The sequence below is a fragment of the Enterococcus sp. DIV2371 genome (genome assembly GCF_050498525.1).
GTDB classification, from domain to species: Bacteria; Bacillota; Bacilli; order Lactobacillales; family Enterococcaceae; genus Enterococcus_B; species Enterococcus_B mangumiae.
On the sequence record NZ_JBIPAJ010000001.1, the window covers coordinates 3,192,090 to 3,217,160 of the forward strand.

19 protein-coding genes are annotated in these 25,071 nt (G+C 39.7%); 8 read left to right on the forward strand and 11 right to left on the reverse strand.

All coding sequences use genetic code 11. The features are described from left to right. Positions 1-41: 41 nt before the first annotated feature. From msrA to IGL24_RS14960, 4 genes are all read right to left on the reverse strand, one after another. Complete coding sequence (gene msrA / locus IGL24_RS14945; RefSeq protein ID WP_206857632.1) at positions 42-566, reverse strand: peptide-methionine (S)-S-oxide reductase MsrA; 525 nt, start codon at positions 564-566, stop codon at positions 42-44. A gap of 282 nt (positions 567-848) precedes the next feature. Beyond that, entirely contained in the window at positions 849-4,502 is a 3,654-nt protein-coding gene (rpoC, locus tag IGL24_RS14950; RefSeq protein ID WP_277989384.1) for a DNA-directed RNA polymerase subunit beta', read from the reverse strand. Positions 4,503-4,582: 80 nt separating this feature from the next. Further along, a complete protein-coding gene (gene rpoB, locus IGL24_RS14955; protein WP_207700351.1) occupies positions 4,583-8,200 on the reverse strand; it encodes a DNA-directed RNA polymerase subunit beta in 3,618 nt (1,205 codons plus the stop codon). Positions 8,201-8,382: 182 nt separating this feature from the next. Then, positions 8,383-8,544 (reverse strand): hypothetical protein, encoded by a 162-nt coding sequence (locus IGL24_RS14960; protein ID WP_207115780.1) that lies wholly within the window; start codon positions 8,542-8,544, stop codon positions 8,383-8,385. Between the two features lie 145 nt (positions 8,545-8,689). On the opposite strand from IGL24_RS14960, the gene IGL24_RS14965 reads away from it, so the two are divergent. Both IGL24_RS14965 and IGL24_RS14970 read left to right on the forward strand, forming a co-directional pair. Beyond that, positions 8,690-9,673, forward strand: coding sequence for a biotin--[acetyl-CoA-carboxylase] ligase (locus IGL24_RS14965; protein ID WP_207700352.1), 984 nt, complete (start codon positions 8,690-8,692; stop codon positions 9,671-9,673). A gap of 99 nt (positions 9,674-9,772) precedes the next feature. Next, positions 9,773-11,209 (forward strand): IS1182 family transposase, encoded by a 1,437-nt coding sequence (locus IGL24_RS14970; protein ID WP_207116055.1) that lies wholly within the window; start codon positions 9,773-9,775, stop codon positions 11,207-11,209. A 688-nt stretch (positions 11,210-11,897) separates the two neighbouring features. Here IGL24_RS14970 and IGL24_RS14975 read toward each other — a convergent pair. Continuing rightward, positions 11,898-12,131, reverse strand: coding sequence for a hypothetical protein (locus tag IGL24_RS14975; protein WP_206858542.1), 234 nt, complete (start codon positions 12,129-12,131; stop codon positions 11,898-11,900). 316 nt (positions 12,132-12,447) lie between these two features. On the opposite strand from IGL24_RS14975, the gene IGL24_RS14980 reads away from it, so the two are divergent. The 3 genes from IGL24_RS14980 (at position 12,448) to IGL24_RS14990 (ending at position 16,084) form a co-directional block, all read left to right on the forward strand. After that, positions 12,448-13,893, forward strand: a complete 1,446-nt coding sequence (locus IGL24_RS14980; protein WP_207699448.1) for a hypothetical protein — start codon at positions 12,448-12,450, stop codon at positions 13,891-13,893. 220 nt (positions 13,894-14,113) lie between these two features. After that, the gene (locus tag IGL24_RS14985; protein ID WP_207699447.1) at positions 14,114-15,007 is read left to right on the forward strand and encodes a hypothetical protein; all 894 of its coding nucleotides are present in this window, start codon (positions 14,114-14,116) and stop codon (positions 15,005-15,007) included. Positions 15,008-15,190: 183 nt separating this feature from the next. Next, a complete protein-coding gene (locus IGL24_RS14990) occupies positions 15,191-16,084 on the forward strand; it encodes a hypothetical protein (RefSeq protein WP_206858537.1) in 894 nt (297 codons plus the stop codon). A 250-nt stretch (positions 16,085-16,334) separates the two neighbouring features. Here IGL24_RS14990 and IGL24_RS14995 read toward each other — a convergent pair whose 3' ends face one another. The 5 genes from IGL24_RS14995 to IGL24_RS15015 all read right to left on the reverse strand — a co-directional run bounded on the left by IGL24_RS14995 (position 16,335) and on the right by IGL24_RS15015 (position 20,752). Then, entirely contained in the window at positions 16,335-16,490 is a 156-nt protein-coding gene (locus IGL24_RS14995; protein ID WP_429968509.1) for a hypothetical protein, read from the reverse strand. Between the two features lie 91 nt (positions 16,491-16,581). Next, on the reverse strand, positions 16,582-17,571 hold the full coding sequence (locus IGL24_RS15000) for a polyprenyl synthetase family protein (protein ID WP_206858535.1): 990 nt from the start codon (positions 17,569-17,571) through the stop codon (positions 16,582-16,584). A 22-nt stretch (positions 17,572-17,593) separates the two neighbouring features. Next, on the reverse strand, positions 17,594-18,160 hold the full coding sequence (locus IGL24_RS15005) for a Gx transporter family protein (protein WP_206858534.1): 567 nt from the start codon (positions 18,158-18,160) through the stop codon (positions 17,594-17,596). A 12-nt stretch (positions 18,161-18,172) separates the two neighbouring features. Beyond that, entirely contained in the window at positions 18,173-18,583 is a 411-nt protein-coding gene (locus IGL24_RS15010; RefSeq protein ID WP_206858532.1) for a NusG domain II-containing protein, read from the reverse strand. Positions 18,584-18,820: 237 nt separating this feature from the next. Then, the gene (locus IGL24_RS15015) at positions 18,821-20,752 is read right to left on the reverse strand and encodes an NAD(P)/FAD-dependent oxidoreductase (RefSeq protein WP_207699446.1); all 1,932 of its coding nucleotides are present in this window, start codon (positions 20,750-20,752) and stop codon (positions 18,821-18,823) included. A 305-nt stretch (positions 20,753-21,057) separates the two neighbouring features. On the opposite strand from IGL24_RS15015, the gene pplA reads away from it, so the two are divergent. The 3 genes from pplA (at position 21,058) to menA (ending at position 24,282) form a co-directional block, all read left to right on the forward strand. Next, entirely contained in the window at positions 21,058-21,993 is a 936-nt protein-coding gene (gene pplA / locus IGL24_RS15020; protein WP_347564919.1) for an extracellular electron transfer flavoprotein PplA, read from the forward strand. A gap of 228 nt (positions 21,994-22,221) precedes the next feature. Continuing rightward, positions 22,222-23,316, forward strand: coding sequence for an FAD:protein FMN transferase (locus IGL24_RS15025; protein WP_339093303.1), 1,095 nt, complete (start codon positions 22,222-22,224; stop codon positions 23,314-23,316). A 12-nt stretch (positions 23,317-23,328) separates the two neighbouring features. Next, a complete protein-coding gene (menA, locus tag IGL24_RS15030; protein WP_207699444.1) occupies positions 23,329-24,282 on the forward strand; it encodes a 1,4-dihydroxy-2-naphthoate polyprenyltransferase in 954 nt (317 codons plus the stop codon). A 54-nt stretch (positions 24,283-24,336) separates the two neighbouring features. Here menA and IGL24_RS15035 read toward each other — a convergent pair whose 3' ends face one another. Further along, positions 24,337-25,071 carry a hypothetical protein gene (locus IGL24_RS15035; RefSeq protein WP_429968510.1) on the reverse strand — a complete coding sequence of 245 codons (735 nt, stop codon included), beginning with the start codon at positions 25,069-25,071 and terminating at the stop codon, positions 24,337-24,339.

Here is a 25,071-nt window from a genome sequence, read left to right on the forward strand (position 1 = left end):
TTTCTTACGTCTATCATACGTGACTACTTCTGTTTAAAAGACTAATCTTTCCAGTTTTTTCTAAGGAAACCTGCCCGGCCAGAGCCTTCACGATACAACTGGTAATGGATCTTATTTTTCTTGTAGTAATCTTGGTGATACTCTTCTGCGGGATAAAAGGTCGTACGAGGTTCGATCTTCGTGACGATCGGTTTATCAAAACGGCCACTTTCTTGTAACTGTTGTTTTGATTTTTCCGCGGCTTCACGCTCTGCTTCATCACTATAGTAAATGACCGGACGATACGAGTCGCCACGATCAGCAAACTGACCTAAAGCATCTGTCGGATCGGTTTGTTGCCAATAGATTTCAACTAATTGCGCATAAGTGATGATTTCAGGATCGTATTCGATCTCTACTGCTTCCGTATGTCCTGTTGTTCCAGTCGTCACTTGTTCGTAGGTTGGATTTGGTACATGTCCACCTGTATAACCCGAAGTAACAGAAAGGATACCCGGCTGCGTTTCAAACGGTTTGACCATACACCAAAAGCAACCACCTGCAAATACAGCTTTTTTCACTGCCATCTCTTATCAGCTCCTTTGGTTTTATCATACTCGTTTTCTTTTAAATAAACATAAATATGCTCATTGTACCCCCTACCGGTATTTCAAGCCTATTGTCACTGTATTTTCTTTTTCATCGAACTCATTGTGGATAAATCTTGGTGTGAGCAGTAATTATCCACTGTGGATATTTATTGCTATTTTTATCCCCAAATCTATTTGTTTATTTGAGTCATACTTATCCACAAAAAAAGGTCAAGCTCCTAAAACAGGAACTTGACCTTCTTTATATGAAATCACAAATTATCGTGTTTGTTCATTCATTGCATCTTCTGCAGCCATTTGTGCTTCGATGTCAGAAATGCTATACACGTTTTCACTTGCAACGCCAACTTCTTTTGGTTCCATGTTACGGTAACGTGGCATACCAGTACCAGCTGGGATGATCTTACCGATGATAACATTTTCTTTCAAACCAAGAAGTGGATCTTTTTTGCCTCGGATCGCAGCATCAGTCAAGACACGAGTTGTTTCTTGGAAGGATGCAGCTGACAAGAAGCTGTTTGTTTCTAATGAGGCTTTTGTGATACCTAGCAAGACTGGACGAGATGTCGCAGGAACGCCACCAGCAACTAACGTATTGTAGTTTTGGTCTTTGAAATCTGCGATATCTAACAGCGTACCTGGTAAGATATCTGTATCGCCTGGGTCCATGACGCGAACTTTACGAAGCATTTGGCGAACCATTACTTCGATATGTTTGTCGCCGATCTCTACCCCTTGCATACGGTAAACGCGTTGTACTTCGCGTAATAGATAGTTTTCAACAGATAGAACGTCACGTACTTGCAACAATTGTTTCGGATCGATTGAACCTTCAGTCAATGGTGCACCACGATGGATCATATCGCCTTCAGCGACTTTCATACGTGCAGTGTAAGGAACTGTATACGTACGTGTATCTGTTTTCCCTTTGATCGTTACTTCTTTTGTACGTGTCGCAGGATCTTCAGAGATATCGATGACATCCCCTGTTACTTCAGTGATCACTGCTTGCCCTTTCGGATTACGTGCTTCAAAGATTTCTTGGACACGAGGAAGACCTTGAGTGATATCATCTCCGGCAACCCCACCCGTATGGAACGTACGCATTGTTAACTGAGTACCTGGTTCACCGATTGATTGAGCGGCGATCGTACCAACTGCTTCCCCAACTTCAACGTCAGAGCCAGTTGCCAAGTTACGTCCGTAACAATGTTTGCAGACACCATGTTTTGTGTTACATGTGAAGACAGAACGGATCGTTACTGTTTCAACACCTGCATCGACGATTTGTTTTGCAACATCTTCAGAAATCAATTCATTTCCGGCGATGATCATTTCGTTAGTTTCAGGATGACGAACTTCTTTACGAGTATAACGTCCAATCAAACGATCTTCAAGAGATTCGATGATTTCATTCCCTTCACGGATTGCTTGGATCTCAAGACCACGGTCAGTGCCACAATCTTCTTCACGGATGATGACGTCTTGGGCAACGTCAACTAAACGACGTGTCAAGTAACCAGAATCGGCTGTCTTCAAGGCTGTATCGGTCATTCCTTTACGAGCCCCGTGAGTTGAGATAAACATTTCCAAGACAGAAAGTCCTTCACGGAAGTTCGAAATGATCGGCAATTCCATGATACGTCCGTTCGGTGCGGCCATCAATCCACGCATACCAGCAAGCTGAGTAAAGTTGGAGATGTTACCACGGGCACCAGAATCTGACATCATGAAGATTGGGTTTTTCGCTTCCAAACCTTCCATCAGTTTTTGTTGGATGCGGTCTTTCGCAGAGTTCCAGACAGCAATTACTCGTTCATAACGCTCGTCGTCAGTGATCAAACCACGACGGAATTGTTTCGTGATCGACTCTACTTGTTTATGCGCTTCGTCAATGATCACTTGTTTTTCATTCAAGACACTGATGTCGGCGATCCCTACAGTGATACCTGCATGTGTCGAATGTTTGTAACCTAAGTCTTTCATACGGTCAAGCATCTTAGAAGTTTCAGTGACTTTGAAACGTTTGAAGACTTCGGCAATGATGTTTCCTAAGTTTTTCTTCTTGAATGGTAAAACTAACTCTTGTTCTTTGATGTGAGCAGGAATATCTGTTCCAGCTTCAACAAAGTATTTGTCTGGTGTTTGGACAGTCAAGTTGAAGTCAGTTGGTTCATTCAAGTAAGGGAATTCTGGTGGCATGATCTCATTGAAGATGATCTTACCAACAGTTGTGATCATCGTACGTTCTTTTTGCCAATCAGTAAACGGTTTGTCCCCTAATGACATTGGGTTCACACCGATACGTGAATGTAAATGAACGTAGCCATTACGCCATGCGATGACTGCTTCGTTTTGGTCTCTAAAGACCATTCCTTCGCCTTCACGACCTTCTTCTTCCATTGTTAGGTAGTAGTTTCCTAATACCATATCCTGAGAAGGTGTAACGACTGGTTTACCATCTTTTGGATTCAAGATGTTTTGAGCAGCTAGCATCAGCATACGTGCTTCTGCTTGTGCTTCTTCGTTCAACGGTACGTGAACGGCCATTTGGTCTCCATCGAAATCGGCATTGTAGGCTTCACATACCAATGGATGCAAACGGATCGCACGACCTTGGACAAGAACGGGTTCAAATGCTTGGATACCTAATCTGTGAAGCGTAGGTGCCCGGTTCAATAGAACTGGATGTTCTTTGATGACGTCTTCTAAGACATCCCAAACTTCATCTTCTTGACGTTCGATCTTGCGTTTCGCATTTTTGATGTTTGAAGCAAGTTCACGTTGAACTAATTCACGCATCACGAATGGTTTGAACAATTCGATCGCCATTTCTTTTGGTAGTCCACATTGGTACATTTTTAAGAAAGGACCTACGACGATAACTGAACGACCAGAGTAGTCGACACGTTTACCAAGTAAGTTTTGACGGAAACGACCTTGTTTCCCTTTCAACATATGAGAAAGAGATTTCAACGGGCGGTTACCTGGTCCTGTGACAGGACGGCCACGACGACCGTTATCGATCAACGCATCTACAGCTTCTTGCAACATACGTTTTTCGTTTTGAACGATGATTCCTGGTGCATTCAAGTCTAACAAACGTTTCAAACGGTTGTTACGGTTGATCACACGACGGTATAGATCATTCAAATCACTTGTTGCAAAACGTCCACCTTCTAATTGGACCATTGGGCGTAAATCTGGTGGGATGACAGGGATAACATCCATGACCATCCAGCTTGGTTCATTGCCAGAAGCACGGAATGCTTCTAAAATGTCCAAACGACGGATCGCACGTGTACGTTTTTGTCCTTGTGCAGATTTCAATTCTTCTTTCAATTCAGCCGCTTCAGCATCCAAATCAACGTTATCAAGTAGTTGTTTGATTGCTTCTGCTCCCATTGCTGCTTGGAATTCTTGGCCATATTGTTCACGTTTTTCGCGGTATTCGCGTTCAGTCAACAATTGTTTTTTCTCTAAGCTTGTGTTTCCTGGTTCAATAACAACATATGAGGCAAAGTAAATGATTTCTTCTAGTGCGCGTGGGCTCATGTCTAATACAAGACCCATACGTGAAGGAATACCTTTGAAGTACCAGATATGTGAAACAGGTGCTGCTAATTCGATATGACCCATACGTTCACGACGAACTTTTGAACGAGTCACTTCCACACCACAGCGATCACAAACGATTCCTTTGTAACGGATACGTTTGTATTTTCCGCAGGCACATTCCCAGTCTTTTGTAGGACCAAAAATCCGCTCACAGAACAACCCTTCGCGCTCAGGTTTTAAGGTACGATAGTTAATCGTCTCAGGTTTTTTTACTTCACCGTAAGACCAGCTTCTGATTTTTTCGGGAGAAGCCAAACCTATTTGCATACTTTCGAATTTATTTACATCGATCAAAAGGGGTTCCCTCCATTTCATTTAATGGCAAAACCGCAAGGCGGCTGATCATCGACCGCCTTACAGTATCTCAGACCGGATTAGTCTAAATTATCTTCTGCGGTTTCAAAGTTTTGGATGATGTCTTGTCTTTCATCTTCGACTTGTTCAGCAGCTTGTTTTTCTAGTTCTTTTGCTGTTTGTTGTTCAGCGAATTTTGTCAAAGCATCGACTGTGATCAAGTCATCGTCTTCGTCATCCATGTCGCGAAGTTCGATCTCGCTGTCTTGGATGTCTAGGACACGCATGTCTAATCCTAGTGATTGTAACTCTTTGACTAATACGCGGAAGGATTCAGGTACACCTGGTTTTGGAATTGGCTCGCCTTTGACGATCGCTTCGTATGTTTTCACACGTCCGACTACGTCATCTGATTTGTATGTCAAGATTTCTTGTAAGGTATACGCCGCACCGTATGCTTCCAGTGCCCAAACTTCCATTTCCCCAAAACGTTGTCCACCAAATTGCGCTTTACCACCTAATGGTTGTTGCGTAACTAGTGAGTAAGGTCCAATTGAACGTGCATGTAGCTTGTCATCAACCATGTGAGCAAGTTTGATCATGTACATCACTCCGACAGACACACGTCCGTCAAATGGTTCACCTGTACGTCCGTCATAAAGAACAGTTTTCGCATCGCTAGCCATGCCAGCTTCACGAACAGTTTCCCATACGTCTTCATCACTTGCACCATCAAATACTGGTGTTGCTACGTGGATGCCTAATTGACGCGCAGCCATCCCTAAGTGTAATTCCAATACTTGTCCGATGTTCATCCGTGATGGTACCCCTAATGGGTTCAACATGATGTCGATTGGTGTTCCATCAGGTAAGAATGGCATATCTTCTTCCGGCATAATACGGGAAACAACCCCTTTATTACCGTGACGTCCGGCCATTTTATCCCCTTCATGGATTTTACGTTTTTGAACGATATACACACGAACTAACATGTTGACACCTGGTGATAATTCATCGCCAGCTTCACGAGTAAAGATTTTCACATCGTGAACGATCCCGCCACCACCGTGTGGTACACGTAGAGAAGTATCACGTACTTCACGTGCTTTTTCACCGAAGATTGCATGTAATAAGCGTTCTTCTGCTGAAAGCTCAGTTACCCCTTTTGGTGTTACTTTACCGACTAATAAGTCACCGTCTTGGACTTCTGCCCCAATACGGATGATTCCCATTTCGTCTAAGTCTTTCAATGCGTCTTCACCGACGTTCGGGATTTCGCGAGTGATTTCTTCAGGTCCTAATTTTGTATCACGAGCTTCTGATTCATATTCTTCAATATGGATCGATGTATACACATCATCTTTTACTAGACGACGGCTCATGATGATCGCATCTTCATAGTTGTAACCTTCCCAAGTCATGAAACCAACTAAGACGTTTTGTCCTAGAGCCATTTCACCTTGTTCCATTGATGGTCCGTCTGCCAAGGTATCTCCTTTTTCGACTTTCTCACCTAAATGAACGATTGGGCGTTGGTTGTAACTTGTTCCAGAGTTTGAACGGCGGAATTTTGTGACTGAATATTTGTCTAATGCGCCATTGTCACGACGTACGCGAATCTCAGATGCATCTACAAATTCAACCACACCGTCATGTTTACATAGTAACGCAGCTCCTGAGTCATGAGCTGATTTGTATTCCATACCAGTACCGACCCATGGTGCTTGAGGGTTGATCAATGGCACGGCTTGACGCTGCATGTTGGCACCCATCAAGGCACGGTTGGAGTCATCGTTTTCCAAGAAAGGAATACATGCTGTCGCTACTGCAACTACTTGCTTCGGTGAAACGTCCATGTAATCGACTTTATCGATCGATACTTCTAAGTTTTCACTTTGAGCACGAGCCATAACGATGTCTTCAGCAAATGTTCCGTCATCATTCAACTTACTATTTGCTTGGGCAACGATATAATGGTCCTCGATGTCTGCGGTCAAGTAATCGATTTGTTCTGTTACACGTCCTGTTTCACGATCAACACGACGATAAGGTGTTTCGATAAAACCAAATTTATTTACTTTCGCATAACTTGACAAACTATTGATCAATCCGATGTTTGGTCCCTCAGGCGTTTCGATCGGACACATACGGCCATAGTGAGAGTAGTGAACGTCACGTACTTCATAACCGGCACGGTCACGAGTCAAACCACCAGGTCCTAAGGCTGAAAGACGACGTTTGTGTGTCAATTCGCCTAATGGATTTGTTTGGTCCATGAACTGAGACAATTGAGAAGAACCAAAGAATTCTTTGATACTTGCAACAACTGGACGGATGTTGATCAATTGTTGTGGTGTCAATGTTTCTGTATCTTGGATCGACATTCTTTCACGTACGACACGTTCCATACGTGCTAAACCAATACGGAATTGGTTTTGTAAAAGTTCTCCGACAGAACGGATACGACGATTTCCTAAGTGGTCGATATCATCCACGTTGCCGATACCTTCCATCAAGTTTAAGAAATAGCTCATTGAAGCAACGATATCCGCTGGACGAACAGTTTTCACTGTTGTGTCTGGGTAGCCGTTACCGATCACATTCACTTCACGTTCTGGATCTTTTGGTGAAAAGACTTTGATCACTTGGACAGTCATTGGGTCAGTCACTACGCCATCTTCAGTTGGGTAGTAAGTCACTGAGTTCAAGCCATTGTCGATGAACGGTGCCAATGTTTCCATCACTTGATGTGTTAAGGCTGTTCCTTTTTCAACAATGATTTCACTTGTTTCAGGATCAACCAATGTTTCTGCTAAGGTTAAGTTCAATAGACGTGTTTTCAAGTCTAATTTTTTGTTTACTTTGTAACGACCTACATTTGCCAAGTCGTAACGTTTTGGATCAAAGAAGCGGGCATTCAGCAAGTTACGTGAACTATCTGCTGTTTTTGGTTCGCCTGGGCGAAGACGCTCGTAGATATCTTTTAATCCTTCTTCTGTTCTAGAATCACTTGCATTTTTGTGTAGATCTTTTTCGATCGTGTTACGTAACGTTTCACTATCGCCAAAGATTTCAAAAATCGTGTCATCTGAACCAAAACCTAATGCACGGACTAACACAGTCAATGGAATCTTACGTGTGCGGTCGATACGTACATAAGAGATGTCTTTTGCATCAGTTTCCATTTCTAACCATGCGCCACGGTTAGGGATCACTGTTGAACCGAATCCTTCTTTACCATTTTTGTCTACTTTCCCATGGAAATAAACACCTGGTGAACGGACTAATTGGGATACGATAACACGTTCAGCACCGTTGATGATGAATGTCCCTTGCTCTGTCATCAATGGGAAATCACCAAAGAATACTTCTTGCGCTTTGATTTCACCTGTCTCACGGTTTGTTAAACGTAAAGTTACATGTAATGGTGCAGAATAGTTTGCGTCATGTGCGCGTGCTTCTGCTACTGTATACTTTGGTTCTTTCAATTCATAATCTACAAATTCCAAAGAAAGATTGCCATTGAAGTCATCGATTGGCAAAATATCTTCAAACATTTCTCTTAGTCCTTCATCCAAGAACCATTGGTACGAGTCTGTTTGAATTTCGATCAAATTTGGTAATTCCAACACTTCACTGATTCGTGCGAAACTTCTACGTTCGCGATGTTTTCCGTATTTTACTACGTGTCCAGCCAAGCTCTTCACCCCTCTAAAATGTCATTCAAAAAGACTACCCGATCAATTGTTACAATAATATTAAAAATATTATATTTAGGTAACAACAGACATTTTTTGCGGCTTTTAGGCAAAAAAAAACCAAAAATAGAACGTTCTCTTGAATACATACCTTCCTGAGCTTCTACTTTTGTTTCCTTATATTAAAGCCGAAACGGACAATATTTCGTTTCTGCCTTCACTTCATCAGATAGTTTTTGCAACTTCATATAATACACTGTTTCAACGTAAAAGTCAACACTTCCTGGCGTTTCCTGTAAATTTTCGTAATTGTTTCTTAATCTTTCTTTTTTGTTCCATTTCATTTACTCCTAACTCCCAAATCATTCTATAAAGGTACCTTTTCTCTTTCGTTTTTACGAGTCGGAAAATTTTTGGCTCTCTACCAAATAAACGCTTCTGGCATCTCCCCAAATCTGATAGTATGATACATAGAAAGGAGTTTGTTCAATGACGACAAAAGCCAAGGTGTTACACCTTTTAAAAAACAACTCGACATTTCTATCTGGTGAAAAGATTGCGCAACAGCTGAATGTTTCCCGGACAAGCATTTGGAAGGCCATCAAAGAATTAGAAAAAGAAGGCTTTCGGTTTGAGCATCAAGCAAAAGGATACCGTTATCTTCCATCCGATGTATTAGATCCTGTAGAGATTTCACATGAATTATCCCTTTTTGATACGCAAGTGACTGTTTTAGCGCAATCTGAATCAACGATGAAAGATGCGAAGTTAGCTTCTACTATGGATACGAAGAAACCTAGCTTATTTATCGCTGATACACAAGAGCAAGCGCATGGTCGTTTTGGGCGTTCATTTTTTGCACAACCCGGGCAAGGGATCTACATGAGCCTTTTGTTGCATCCACAAAAGCATTTTGAAGAGTTGCCACAATATACGTTGATCGCTGCCAGTGCTTGTGTCAAAGCAATCGAAGAAATGACAGGAAAGCACGCAATGATCAAATGGGTCAACGATATCTATCTTGACGGAAGAAAAGTTTGCGGTATTTTATCGGAAGCAGTAAGCGATATGGAAACTGGCGAAATTCGTTCAGTGATCATTGGTGTGGGATTGAACTTTTCGATTCCCCAAACCCAATTTCCTGATGACATCCAGCAAAAAGCGACTTCCTTATTTCCAGACGGCGAAGCAATGATTACTAGAAACCAATTGATTGGTTCGATTTGGAAACATTTCTTTACGTATTTAGCAGACCCCACGAAAGCCTATTTTGACCTTTACAAAGAACGATCCTTCGTCTTAGGAAAGTCTGTCAACTTTAGCCAAAAAGGGACGACCTATCACGGCATCGCTCAATCGATCGGCCCCAAAGGTGAATTGATCGTAGACACACCAGAGCAACGTTTCCAGCTCCTATCTGGCGAGGTCAGTTTAACAGAGATCGATGGCTTACCATCAGCAAAAAGAGGCTAGTTTCCTAGCCTCTTTCAGATTGTAGACAAAGTACTTATTTATAGTGCTTTGTCTTTTTTTATACGTTAAAATAAAACTATGAATTGGAGGTGTAACCCGATGCTCTCAAAACAAGATATGAGTAAGCGTGCACAGATGGGCTTTTTTGCTCTTGAGGACTTAGTTCCCCAAGACCATTTATTACGACAAATGGATCAGTTTATTGATTTTTCTTTTATTTACGATTTGGTAAAAGATAAATATGATGAAACCCAAGGACGGCCAAGCTTAGATCCCGTTCTTCTGATTAAGTTACCGATGATTCAATACTTTTTTGGTATTAAAAGCATGAGACAAACCATCAAAGAAATTGAAGTGAACAACGCGTATCGATGGTTTTTGGGGTTAGGGTTAGAAGATGCAGTTCCTCATTTTTCTACATTTGGTAAAAACTATACGAGACGGTTCAAAGGAACCACTACGTTTGAACAAATCTTTTATGAGATTTTAGCACAATGTATGACGGAAGGAATCGTTGATACCTCTGAAATTTTTATTGATGGGACACATATTAAAGCACATGCGAATCGAAACAAGAAAGAATCCGTCGAAGTGATGGATCAAGCCTTCTTTTATACGGAAAAATTGACAAAAGAAATTGAAAAAGATCGAGAAAAACGCCTAAAAAAGCCCTTAAAAGAAACAAACGCAGGAACTAAAATGGCCATGAAAAAAACAAGTACTACTGATCCCGAAAGTGGTTGGTTTCATAAAGGTGAGCATAAAGAAGTTTTTGCATATAGCGCACAAGTGGCATGTGATAAAAACGGCTGGATACTAGGTTATACGACCCACCCAGGAAACTTACATGATAGTCGTACGTTTATTTCTTTATTTAAAAAGCTCAAAGGAGCTTTTACTTTAGATAAATTGATTATGGATGCTGGGTATAAAACGCCAGCAATCGCACAATTACTTCTCGAAGAAAATCTGACCCCTGTTTTCCCTTATAAGCGACCAATGACGAAAGCGGGCTATTTCAAGAAGAACGACTATGCCTACGATGAATACTATGATTGTTATATCTGTCCTAATGATAAGATCCTCTCTTATTCGACAACCAATCGAAAAGGATATTTAGAATACAAAAGTAATCCAGAAGAATGTAAAAATTGTCCTGTTCTATCTACTTGTACAAATTCAAAAAATCATACAAAAGTCATCACCAGACATATTTGGGCGAAAGCAATCGAACGATGTGAGGAAATACGTCATCAAAGAAGTTTTAAAGACCTATATAGAAAAAGAAAAGAAACAATTGAACGAATTTTTGGTACAGCAAAGGAATTTCATGGATTACGTTATACGAATCAAATAGGAATAGAAAAAATGCACATGAAAATTGGGCTTACTTTTGCCTGTCTAAATATGAAAAAACTAATAAAAATCAAAAAAGGGCGAGCAGGAAAGGGGTGTTTTTCTTTAGAAAAACAAAGAAATTTCTCTTTTATTCTTAAAATCGTACATATAAAAAAGACAAACCTCATTTTTACATAAGGTTTGTCTACAATCTGAAAGAGGCTAGTTTCCTAGCCTCTTTTTTATCAATGGTGGGTTTGTTATGCTCGCTTTATATTGTTGTAAGCTTGATGTCGCGAGAAAACATGAAAGCTTCGATGTACAATGTGTTCGTTTTATCTATTGGTTCTATGTGCTTATCTCTATGTTCGAATATGTGCTTCACTAGTTATTGCTTTATGTGTTTGTTCTATGTTCGAATTCAACATTCATCTATGGTGGAACTATGTGCTATTGTGAGTCACAGTAGCCTACTCAAACTACCGTCCCTCAATATTCGTCACCTGATAACATTTGCTTGCGCTTTCTAAATGCGGTAGCACAATTAGTGATGCACGTCGTCAAGCAAGTGAGACCGTTCAACTATTTTTCCCCGAAATAGTTGATGGTAATCAAGTGATGTTCTATGTGTGTTTATTATGTTTAGTTATGCCTATTTATTACTTCTTATTTATTGCCACGCGTATCTCCTGAAGTTCAACGCTAGCTTCCTCATCTTCTCCCTATACAGAATCTTATTCCATTTAACGCCTCCTCTTTTGCTGTCGTTCTGTTTGTATCATAACCGATAGGAAACCAAATAAATTCTTTTGTATAGAATTACAACATTTTTTATTTTTATACTAAACTTGAGCAATGCTCACTGGACGTATCACGCACGACTTCCTCAAATTTTACAAAATTGTAATTGGTTCGCCTTTGAAGAAGAAAAATATTCGATTTTCAAATTGAATTTTTTGACAATCAAACAGCGAATCAAAAATTTATCCGCAGCAGTCAAAGGCTGTTGGTATTCTTCTTCAATGTCGCGAAACGAGAAATTCTTTTTCTCTTCACTTAATTTTGTTACGATCTCGATCACCGTTAACTTCGTCAATTCTGATGTATATTGTTTTCTCACAAGGACTCTCCTTTATTCATAGCATTCTTTAATCCAGAATATAGCATGGAATTTTTATTTGTCGGGACAATTTTTTTCCAAAAACAAAAAAAGTTTGTTCGAATCTGTAAAGAACTCTTTCTCTGGTTTTTTGGCAACGAAAGCGTACATAACACAATACACGCCCCCATACGCGTGTTGGCTCACCCGAAATAACATTTTTGCATTAGATTGTCTATAGCAATAATTGTTATGGCAAAGAAATTATCAATAAAAGAAAAACACATAAAAATGTTATTTTTGTTATGTAGCTAGAAAGATACATAAGGAGAAACCTATGGCACAACTAACAAATAAAGAAGTCATAAAATTTTTAAACGCAGCAATTAAAAATGGATTTTTGGATCAAAAAGCAATTGGTCCAGAAAATCTAGCTCTTTTAAAGGTAAATATCATCATCAAAGACCGCACATTGAACTTACGATCAACAGACCCTAACCTTTCTGAAAGCACCCGTGTTCACGCGCAGGATCAATTAGCGATAGTGAAAAAATTTTCACAACAAACCGCAACGATCCAACCAGAGAGACTCGAAATGTCTGTCACAGAAATCAACGAGGATATTGCTCGACTAAACACACAAAGAAATAGGCTAATTGAACAAATCAAAGACATCCAGGTTGAAGTCACGAAACATTCTGGTCCTCGTGGAGAGCCAGATGCGTATAATAAGGCAACTGATATGCTTAGTGTCGCAAAAAGTGAGCTAAGAAGCACCCTATTTAATATCCACACACAGCAAGCACTTAAACAAGTGATGAAAGAACAAGCACTTGAAAAAACAAACGATATTCGACGAGAGTCAGTTGACCAGTCGACCAGACGTCGTTCCATGTCGCCACAGGACGCCCCTCGTCGGGAATCAGTGGACCAACAGAAGTCCCGTCGTCGATCATCGGCGCAGGAAAAATCGACTCCTAGACGTTCAATGACCGATCAGAATTCAGCTCGCCGACGATCATCCGCGCGTCCTCGGCAGTCAGTGTCACAGCAACCAAAAGGCCCTACGAAAGAAGTAAAATCATTAGTCAGTAAAATCACCAATTTGGAGAATATCATACAAGCACTCGCAGAAAAAAGAGATAAACTTGTTAGTCATGATTTAGTAAAAAAAGAGTTTGCCTTATATACTGATAGTATCAAAGACCAACGTTCTCGGGCGAATATCCTTTACAAGAAGCTTGGCACCCTCGATCCAAAAATGGCTGAAAGAGTAAAAGCAACATTTGCTGATTCCCCCTATGGTAAAGTTCCTTGTCCGTTAACGCCTAGCGAAATCAAGGTGAATAAAGCCAATGCAAAATTCGATAAAGCTTATCATGACGTACCTTCTGTAGAAAAAACGGACACAAAACTAAAAATAAATACGGATATGCTTTCCCCTGAAACAGTCAGATTAAACGAGAAGAAAAAGGTAAGAAACGCGATAAAAAAAGAGTTAGGTGCCACACAGGAAAAATTAAATGTATACAAAACAAGCAAATGGAATATCGTTAAACGAATTTCGAATTTCTTTCACCGAAAAGAAATCCAAGCATTAAAAAATCAAAAAAAAGAATTGGTTGCTAAGCTTGAACCCCTTAAAAATACTACTCAAAAGAGTATTTTAAAACCAACACTGAAAGAAAAAGTAACCGCTGCTCATGATAAGCAAGAACAGAAAATGAAGGACCAAAAACCACGTGAAGATCGTGCACCATCACCTAGTTTTGTAAAATCATGAATATTTTTCATGATTTTACAGTTTTTTTGCTCTTTACTTCATATACACGTGCCATTGATAAACTAGTACCAACCCTCTCAATTTATCAGGGGAACCATACAATATCTCCTTTTCTTCAAAGCCTATTTCACTAATTTTCCATAATTAGAAATTATCGGCACGATTCATGAAAAAAAGATGTTATTTTTGTTTATATAAACAATAGGAGAAGGAGATATGTATGGCTGAATCTAAAAAACAAGAGAAAACACCAGGAACACAAGAACAACAGTTCACACCAGATCAAAAGGCTTCAATCCTTAAACTGTCGAATCAAATCATCCACTCTGAAAATAGAATCGAGCAGTTATTAGAACAGCGAGAGAGACTCGGTGACACTTCTAAGTCTTCAGAAGAATATAAGGAATTAACAGCTCTCATGAAAAAACATCGGCAGAGAATTATCGTTTTATATGAAAGACTAGAAAATATTTCACCTGGACATGCGAATCGATTGGAAACAGCTATAAATAATCATTTCGCCCTAGCGAAAAGGGAGCCTCTGACTGAACGTACCTACGAAATGGCTTACGAAGCAAAACAGGAACCAATCTATGCAGAAATCCCTGGCGACAAAAAAGGACACATTGGCAATGAAAAAGCTAGCGTTGGCGACGGAAAAGAGAAAGTTAAAGAAGTTGCTGTTTCCATTGGAGAAAAAAGAGAAGGAACAGAGATTCAAGAGAAATCGATTATCCATGAGGAGAATAAAAAAAAGCTAAAACCATTAACGCTACGTAAAGCCAAGAAAAAGTTAAAGCGAATAGAAAGAAAACTAGCTAAATTCAAAAGAAGGCAAAAGACAGTCACCGGCAGAATCATTAATTTTCTTAGTGGGAAAAATAAGAAAAAGTTGCTCAACAAAAAAAAATTATTGGTTACTCATATTAACACTTTAAAAGGAAAAACTGGAAAATCAATTTCGAAATCTACACTTAAATCTACTCTTAAATCTGATCTTAAACCGCTATTAAATGAGAAGTTAACTAACGCACAAAACAAAGTCAGAATGAACAACCAAGAAAGACCAAATCCAGCATTCAACAAACAAGAGAAAACGAGACAGACGATTTAAAATAAAACAAACGGCTACAAACCACTCAGGACATTGATCAATAATAATGGTCAATGTTCTTTTTTCTATTCCTTAAAAATAGTCTCCTCATCGATGAACCACTCATGTTTCAAGTACACAGCCTATACCACTAATTTCCCTTACTTAGAAATTGTCGGCGTAACACAAGATGGTTAAAATGCTATGTTTGTTTATAGAGATAAAACAAGAGATGAGGAGAGAATCATGGCTAATTCTAGAGAAAATAATCTATCAGTAGAAGAAATGAGAAAGCGATCAAGGGAACTAAGTAAACATCTATCAAAAAGTCATGCTTCAGAAATCAAGAGTCTGGAAAAAAAATTTGGGAATGCGATTACTATGATGCATACTTTAACCGAAAAAAGAGAGAAGCTGAACGACCGTTCTGGGTCTTCAAAAAAATATAAGGAATTAACCGTTGGCATCAACAATAATAAAAATAGAGCGCTGGATATACTTGAAAAAATTCAAACGCTAGATCCACAGCTGGTGGATAAACTACTAAAAAAATACACAAATCTAACTGAGCATACTTATGAAACGATTCCTGAAAATAAGAAAAGCAATGAGAAAGATGAACCTCTTCCCGACATACGTATCCGAACAGAAAAAGAAGTGGTGTCTGCTGTGGTAAAGGCTAATCGTGCGTTCAATGAGCACTATAAAGAACTTCCCCCTGCGAATCGAAAGACGAAACTAAGATTTGATGCGGTAGCACTGGCAGAAGGAAAACATAGAGAAGGCAATATCCAGGAAACACCGCACAAAGCTGACTTTTCTGAACACATCTACGAAACGATTCCTGGAGATACTAAGAAAACCGAGAAAGCTTTCGAGTCTACTCAAAAAAGTGAGCGCACAAAGAGAGAGGATCAAAAAGGGCAGCATAAATTACACACTACTGCATCACAAAAAGGGATTTTTCCTGAGTCTCGGAAAGCTACACTGCGAGATAAGATCAATAGCGCGCAGCAACAAAAAGAAAGCAACAGTCTAAAACAAGGCAACCAATTACGGAGCAATCGACCGCAGCATAGTCCAAGTTTTGGGAGATAAAACAAAAAAATAAAAAACCAGTGATTTCCTTTTCAGTTAGTACTTTAAGGCTTTCACTGGTTTTTTATTGACTCATCTATTCTTGTCGTTCAGCGACATTTCCCCCAAAATGCTAAATAAGCTGACTATCAGAATAAACAAAAATGAATGTTTTAACTACTTGTTTTGTCCATGGTTCACTCTATATTATGTATTATTTCTTATGTGCGTTGATTTCCCTCCTTTATTTTTCCTCCGTCATTTTATGTACTTACGTCCATAAATAAAACGATGTAAGCCCTCTTGTTCGATGAACGGTCCATGTCCATACTATTGCTGGCTCATGGTTTAAGAGCAACAAACTACTGATACGTGCAGTATGCCCAATTCTAAAATCAGCAACCACACGATACCTACTATTTAGCATACCTCTTTCTTTTAGAGGGTGCAAAACCTCTTTTTCTAGGCAAAGAAAAAATGAGCATTACCTAAAAAGTAATACTCATTTTATCTAACCACTAATCTACACGATTTAAAATCTGAGCGGTCAACTTCTCTAATGTCTCTTTTGTTTGCAAGGAAGTGTCTGGCAATTTTTTGATTTCTTTTAATGCTTTTTTAGTATAAGACTCCGCTAATTTCTGTGCGTTCTCTACACCCTTCGCCTCAACGACCAGCTGTTGTACCTTTTCAGCTTCTGCTTGTGTCATTTGTTTTTCTTTTGACAAACATTCAAGCAGTTCAGCTTTTTTCTCTGTTTGTAACGCATAGATCAAAGGCAATGAGTACACCCCTTGACGAATATCTTCCAATACAGGTTTACCGATATCTTCACTTTGTTTCGTGTAGTCTAAAATGTCATCCATGATTTGAAACGCCATGCCGATCGCCAAACCGATATCTCCTGCTTTTTTCGCAAAACGCTCGCTTGTCCCACTTTCATACGCACCGACGAAACAACTCAATTGAAATAACTCAGCGGTTTTGCCAGAAATGTTCTGTAAGTATTCTTCAACAGATAATTGTGCGTTATAGCGATCATCCATTTGACCTAGTTCACCATTCAATACCTTTTCCATACTTCGTGCATTCAGCTGCATGCTTTTTAAGGAAGAGGCGTATTCTGATAGGAGTTTGAAACAACAAACAAATAAATAATCTCCTGCATACACAGCGACACTATTGCCAAAACGGCTGCGTAAGTTCGGCTGTCCTCTTCGTACGTCAGCCTCATCAACGATATCGTCATGGATCAACGTGGCAATGTGCAACATCTCAATGGATGCGGCCAACGAAATGGCTTTTTCACGATCTTGCTCCGGTCCAAATTGAGCGAACAACAATTGATAAGCCGGACGCAAGAGCTTTCCACCCGCATGGATCGTTTCTTTGATTGCTTCTTCTACTGGTTTGTTTTTCAGCCGAACAACACTTTCCATTTTCTTTAGTGTCTGGTTCAATTCCATCTGGATCGTTGGATAGTCCCTCCACATTTGATGTAACTTCATAAAAAAACTCCTTGTATAACGCTTATTTTTTCAGAAATACCGATTGCCATTGACTGTTGGTCTGCCGATCATAATCTGCTTGGAATCGCTGTAATGTTCTTACATGTTTCAATAGATAGTTTGCAGAGATGCCTATCGCAAGTCCGGAAAGTATCCCTAGAAACGACAGAATCGGTAAATAGAGCATGACTGTCCAAGATTGAGCAATAAATGAAGCAGTCAATAGCTGACCGACATTATGCATAAATCCACCAGTCGCACTGATTCCAATGATACTGACTCTTTTAGGTCCTAATTGTTTGACTAAAAGCATACCAACATAACTCAGTAATGCGCCACTCATACTATAGAGAAACGTCGAGATGGTTCCGCCTAATAACGTGGTCAAAAACAAACGCAACCAAAGTAATAAGAAGCTATCTCGTTTTTTCATTGTAAAAATTGCCACAATCGTAATCAAATTTGCCAAGCCAAGTTTCGCACCTGGCGCAAAGCCAAAAGGATATGGAATCATATTTTCCAATAAGCCGATGATCACACCTTGGGCAACTAGTAAAGATATATAGATCATTTTTTGTAATTTACTCATGGCGTGAACCGTCTAATAAATCAGACTGTCTTCCCCACTCCCGTCTGTTGATCGTACTTCGATCACTAATTTATGAGGCAAACAAACGATTGTTTCCCCATTATTCGTTGCCCAGCCACGACGAACGCAAATCTGATCATCGCAGTCTGCTTCTTTGATCCGAATTCGTTCTCCGTCGATTTCAATCAGGTTCTTATCCCCATGATCGTCTTCATATAAATAGGTGTAGGCTTTAGTTCCATCTACTAAAGGAAAGGATTTGATTTCTGTTCCATCTACTCGCAACACCGCTTCTTTATTGGGTGCTGCATCTACTTGTTGATAACTAAAAAGCACCACTGGCAAGAATGAGAGTAGGATTAGCAAAAGAATAATGGCAATATCCCAAGGCTTCAATAAACTTTTTTGAATAAATTCTTTCAACTACTCACACCCCTTTCTCCCTCATTTGATTGCTCCAATTTTACCATGAATCGTCAAGGTTGTGAATGAAAGGAACAACCCGTCTCCTTTGGATTTGATTGGCTCATCCCTTTTTCAAGAGTCTTTGTAAGAAAAAGACGAGCTTGGAATGTTTGCACACCCCAAGCTCCCCCATATTTCATCTCATGTCATGATTTTATATGCAAAATCATTTCGATTTTTTGAATTTAACTTTATTTATTCGCTGTAACGAGCTTTCGGTTTTCCGTACCACCAATTACCGACTGTTTTTTGTAACCAAGGAATCACCCAACGATCCAAACCGATCGCACGGCCTGAGCCATTCATCAATGCGAACGCCACAAAGATGAACCAGATGTTTACCCAGTAGAACATGCCAGAGATACAGAAAGTGATGACTAAAACAATCGTTGTCGCACTACATAACCAAGTGAATAAACCGGCAATCAATGCCAACGCCAACGCGATTTCAAAGAAGACCATGAATTTTTGGAAGAACATCGCTACATCGTTGTTTGGCATGATGACCTGCATGATACTGTTGAACCAGTCTGGTGATTTGTCGATCACTGCCATTGGTTCTTCACCATACGCATAACTCAAACCAAAGTGCGCCGCTTGTGCTGCTGCTTCACCAGTTGTCGCACCTGCGCCACTCGCAGCTGTCGTTGCATCACCTGCTGCTGAGGCACCACTTGCTACGTCTGCCACGTTGTATTCCCACGTCCAAGGGAATACGCTGTTGCCAGTAAACCATGAACCTTCACCAAACCAAGTGCTTGGTTTTAGTACTTCACCGTTACCGATCATTTTCTTCGAAGCTTCGACTAACCAAACGAGACCGTAGAAGATTCGTAATGGTACACTCCACAAAACATTGCCATAGCGTGAAGAGTGTCCACGAGTCACGTTACGATCATCTTTGATATGGAAGAATTCGTGCATCATATATTGGAACATATAATAACCTGAACGGATATCAAAGAAATATTTCAAGTTGACGATGTGTTTCATGATAATTGCTAAAAAGCCACTTAAATGGATCTTGTTAAATAAGTTCGCTACGCCCCATTTTGCGCCAACAGAAACCATAAATCCTTGGTAATTCCCTTTAAATTTATGTTTCTCGCCACCCTTGATCGAAGCAACGATGTTCGCTGCAGCCGTATGACCTGTTTGCTCTGCCGCTTGAACGATTTGTGGTGTTGGTGTATTCGGGAATTCTTCGTAGTAGACTAAGTCCCCAATGATATAGATATTTTGTTCTTCATATCCTTTTGCCTGCATGTACTCGTTCGCTACTAAACGTTGACCGCGTGCAGTTTCCAATCCGAAGTCAGCAGCATCTGTTGTTCCTTTGACACCTGCTGTCCAAATCAATGTATGTGTTGGTACTTCACGACCATCTTTTAATTTGATATGGTCAGGAGCGACTTCAACGATTGGCGCATTCAACAATAGTTCAACATTCTTTTTATTTAAATAACGTTCTGCTTTCGCTGCATCATTACGATCCAACATATTCAAAATCGTTGGCATTGCTTCAACGACCATTAGTGTAATCTCATTTGGATCTAGTTTGTAGTCTTTTGCTAAACGATCTTTCCAATCAATCAACTCACCGATCATTTCGATCCCAGTAAAGCCAGAACCACAAACCACAAATGTCAACATTGCCTTACGCAATTTTTCATCTGGTTCTAGTGCAGCTTTTTCCACTGTTTTCTCAATGTGTTTACGGATCTTGACAGAATCTTCAAATGACCAAAGAGTGAAGCCATTTTCTTTTACGCCTGGTGTACCGAAGTCATTTGGTTCGCCACCCATCCCTAAAATCAATTGATCGAATGGATAAGCACCTAATTTTGTCTTGACGATTTTTTTCTCTTTATCGATCCCGATAACTGTGTCAGTGACTAAATCCACGTTTTTCTGTCTTGCAAATAATCGTTGTAAATCGTACTGGATTGCCTCTGGTTCAACACGTCCGCCTGCCACTTCGTGAAGTTCTGTCATCATCGTGTGGTACGAATGACGGTCAATCAATGTGATTGTTACGTCTTCTTTTTTCAGTTTCTTTGCCAAGTGTTTTGTAGCTGAAACACCCGCATAACCAGCACCCACAACGACAATATTTTGCTTTGTCATTGAATATCCGCTCCTTATTTTCTTCTATATAAAATTATTCATAGTTGATCGTTTTTTCAATTTGATAATGATTACACAATCTTTATATATTATATAGATGTTTTGTATATTTGTCTAACACCTTTTTATGTTTTTTTTATTACAAAAAAAACGCCTGTTTTTCACGAAATTTCCAGAAAGAAAACGCTGCATTAAATTACTGTGGTTATTTTTGTAAAACGGTTGACTTATTGATGATATCTATTAGAATGTATAATGAATCACAAAGATTTTGTGGACAAAAAATGAAATGGCGGGGTTATAAAATGAAGAAAAATCGGTTTGTTACGGGGGTTGCGGTATTAGCATTCTCAACATTGATGCTAGGAGCTTGTGGATCAGATAACAATGATAGTTCAAGTAGTACGTCTGAAACTTCTACTGCACAATCTTCTACAACAGAAACTAGTACAACAGAAACATCTAAAGAAATCGTTGCTGGTGGAGAATTACAAGACGGTACATATAAATTAGAAGAGAAAAACTATTCTAATGGTTACCGCTCAGTTTTTGAAATCGTTGTAAAAGACGGCAAGATCACGGAATCAAATTTTGATTACATCGATGCAGATGGCAAATCAAAACAAGATGACACTGAATACAACGAAAACATGGAAGCAAAATCTGGTACAAAACCAGAAACATTCATTCCTGAATTGAACGATCAATTAGTCAGCGCACAAAGCGCAAGCGATGTTGAAGTTGTCACTGGTGCGACACACTCATCAGAAAGCTTCCAAAACTATGCACAACAATTGATCCAAGCAGCGCAAGCAGGCAACACAGAAACAATCGAAATCGACAATGGCGCTGAATTACAAGACGGCACATACAAATTAGAAGAGAAAAACTATTCTAACGGCTACCGTGTACAATTTGAATTAACTGTTGCAGATGGTAAAGTCACTGAATCAAACTTTGATTACATCGATGCAGATGGCAAATCAAAACAAGATGACACTGAATACAACGAAAACATGAAAGCAAAATCTGGTACTGACCCTCAAACTTACATCCCAGAACTAAATGATGAACTTGTTTCAGCAATGGGTGAAGAAGATGGTTCTCCAGCAGATGTTGAAGTAATCACTGGTGCAACACACAGTGCCCATTCATTCATCATGTATGCACAACAATTAGTGAATGCCGCTGAAAAAGGCAATACACAAACAATCGAAGTCGATAACATTGTGACAAAATAAACATTGTCCAGTAAAGGGTTAATCTGACTTTAAGAAAAACAATTTTGGAGATGTGGCAACTGTCACATCTCTTTTTCCATTCTGTTTGTACCAACCCCCGCCCGAAAAAAAGATGTTCATTCTCGCCAGATTATATTAGAATACAAAGCATGAGCTTACTTTTGATTTCGCTTAAAGAATTTCTATATGCGGAACACGAAATAGATAAAATGAAATGAGGAATAGATGTTGAAGAAACGATTACTTCCTTTCGTCTTGCTTTTGTGCCTACTGACCGTCGCTGGTTGCAGCACAGACTCAACGACCGAAAGTAAACAAGAAAACAATACTTCACTGCTTTCTGACCCTTACACTGATGAACAATTTTTACTTGGCACTTATGTACGTATCCGTATCTATGATGAAGGGAAAGAGGACGTATTGAAGCCTGCTTTTGACCGTGTCAAAGAGTTAGGCGATAAGATCACGATCAACCAAGAAGGCTCTGAAGTCGATGAGATCAATCAACAAGCAGGGATCAAACCTGTCAAAGTATCTGATGATGTCTATCGCTTATTGAAACGTGCATATGAGTATAGTGAAGACTCTCATGGCGGTTTTGATATGGCAATCGGTCCAATCACACAGTTATGGCGTATCGGCTTTGATGATGCACGGAAACCATCACAAGCAGAAATCGATGAAGCATTGAAACTGGTAGATTATCATAAAGTCCAATTCAATGATGAAGAAAAGACCGTTTACTTGCAAGAAAAAGGGATGATCCTTGATCTAGGTGCCATTGCGAAAGGGTTCATCACTGATGAAGTCGTCAAAGTCTTGAAAGAAAATGATGTAACGACGGCAATCGTCGATCTAGGTGGGAATGTTTATGTTCTTGGTCATAGCCCTAGAGGTGAAGATCAAGATTGGACAGTCGGTATCCAAGATCCAAATCTTGCCCGTGGATCGATCCTTGGATCAATCAAAGAACGAAATAAAACATTGGTCACATCCGGCATCTATGAGCGCTATTTGGAAGTTGATGGCGTGAAGTATCATCACTTGTTCGATCCAAAAACCGGTTATCCTTTTGACAATGATATCGCTGGCGTCACGATCATCACGGATCAATCGATCGATGGTGACGGCTTATCTACCGCGGTCTTTGCGATGGGCGTGAAAGATGGCTTAGCTTACATTGAAGATAAGCTGAACGACGGAACTGAGGCGATTTTTGTCACAAAAGACGATAAAGTTTACGTGACTGATCCAATCAAGGACACCTTTAAACTCGCTGAAGATTCAAAATATACAATGGGCGATCGTTCTGAATTAAACTAAGGAGTAACTGATATGACACTAAAAATCTTTTTAGAAGTAGTTGAGCTACGAACAAAAGTCGCTAGTGTATTTCCTTTTGCGATAGGGGTTTTATTCTCTATCGCTTTTTTTCACGAAATACAGTGGTTGAACACCTTGCTGTTTTTTATTGGTATGCTTGTCTTTGACTTAGCAACCACCGCCATCAACAATTATATGGATTATGAAAAAGCACATTCGGAAATTTATAAATACGAGGAAAATGTTATTGGACGGACAGGTATCTCACCAAAAATCATACGAAACATGATTCTTGGGATGATCGCATTTGTTTTGATCATCGGCGTGTTACTGACGTTGAGAACTGGCTGGTTACTGTTGCTGATGGGCGTGGTATGTTGCTTCATCGGTATTTTCTATACTTTTGGACCAATCCCTTTATCTCGCATGCCGCTAGGAGAGATTTTCAGCGGTTTTACCATGGGTCTAGGAATTTTTGCGATGGTCATCTATATCAATACCCATCGCAGCGATTTATTCGATTTGACTATCTCTTTAACAACCGGCACCTTCAACCTATCAGGCAATATCTGGGCTGTATCTGCGATCATCTTAGCAGCATTACCGCTTGTTTTTACCATCGCAAATATCATGTTAGCGAATAATCTACGTGACTTAGAACGAGATATAGAAAATCATCGCTATACGTTGGTCTTCTATATCGGCCGTCCAATTGGGATCATGCTTTTCCAACTTTTGATGTATGCGTGTTACCTGATCCTTCTTGTAGGACTGATCAGCGGCATTTTTCAATGGCCGATCCTTCTGGCTTTCTTGTCGTTACCAAAAATCTATCTTAATCTCCAACAGTTTAAAGATAGCTTACCGCAGCCAATCAGTTTTAGCTATTCGATCAAAAATATGATTTTGTTCAACAGTAGCTATGCCCTTGGTTTACTTGCGACGATTCTTATCAATCAATTGTAGACACACAAAAAAAACAGGTGGGAAATCTCCACCTGTTTTTTTGTATATATGGATCTACGTACGTGCTATCGTTGGCGAACCTTTTGTTAATGAATTCCTTGCAAGGCCTTGACCTCTTATTAATTCATTGCGTTCTCTTGCTAGCGTACTCGCTCTATTCGTCACTGCTGATAGCCTTGGCTTGCCATCTGGAGTTCCGCCTCTTTCAGCTGAATTACTTCTATTCAGCAAGGACTTCTCACCAGAATTTCGACCATGAGAGGTTGAGGCAACTCCTTGCTCTCTTGTCAGATGATCTCTACTGATCACAAGTTTTCGCTTTACAAAGTTCCAAGCTTTGGATAAAGTACCTTTTGCTTTTGGATCTTTCTCGATTAGTCGTTCTCTGTCTTCTGCACGACTTTGTTGTAACCCTCTGAATTTTTGTCTTAAAAAATTCAAGGCTCTAGCTAAGATCCCTTTTGATCGTGAATCTTTATTCAGCAGTCTTTCTCGTCTATGGGCACGGTTTCGCTGAAATGATCTGAATTTCTGCTTAAAGAAATTCCGAACTCTAGCTAAAATCCCTTTTTCTTTTAAATCTTTTTCTTTGGAATTTTTCTTTTCCGGATTTTCTTTTGCTTCTTTTCGATGTTTCCGATAGGCTTGGACTTTTCGGTACACTTTAAACACTACTTGAATGGCTTTTTTTGCGAATTTGTAAAGCCAGACTGGTCCTTTTTGAAACAACCTTTTAAAGACATTCTCGAGCTTATCTATTTCTACATCTTTATCCGAATTATTATGCAT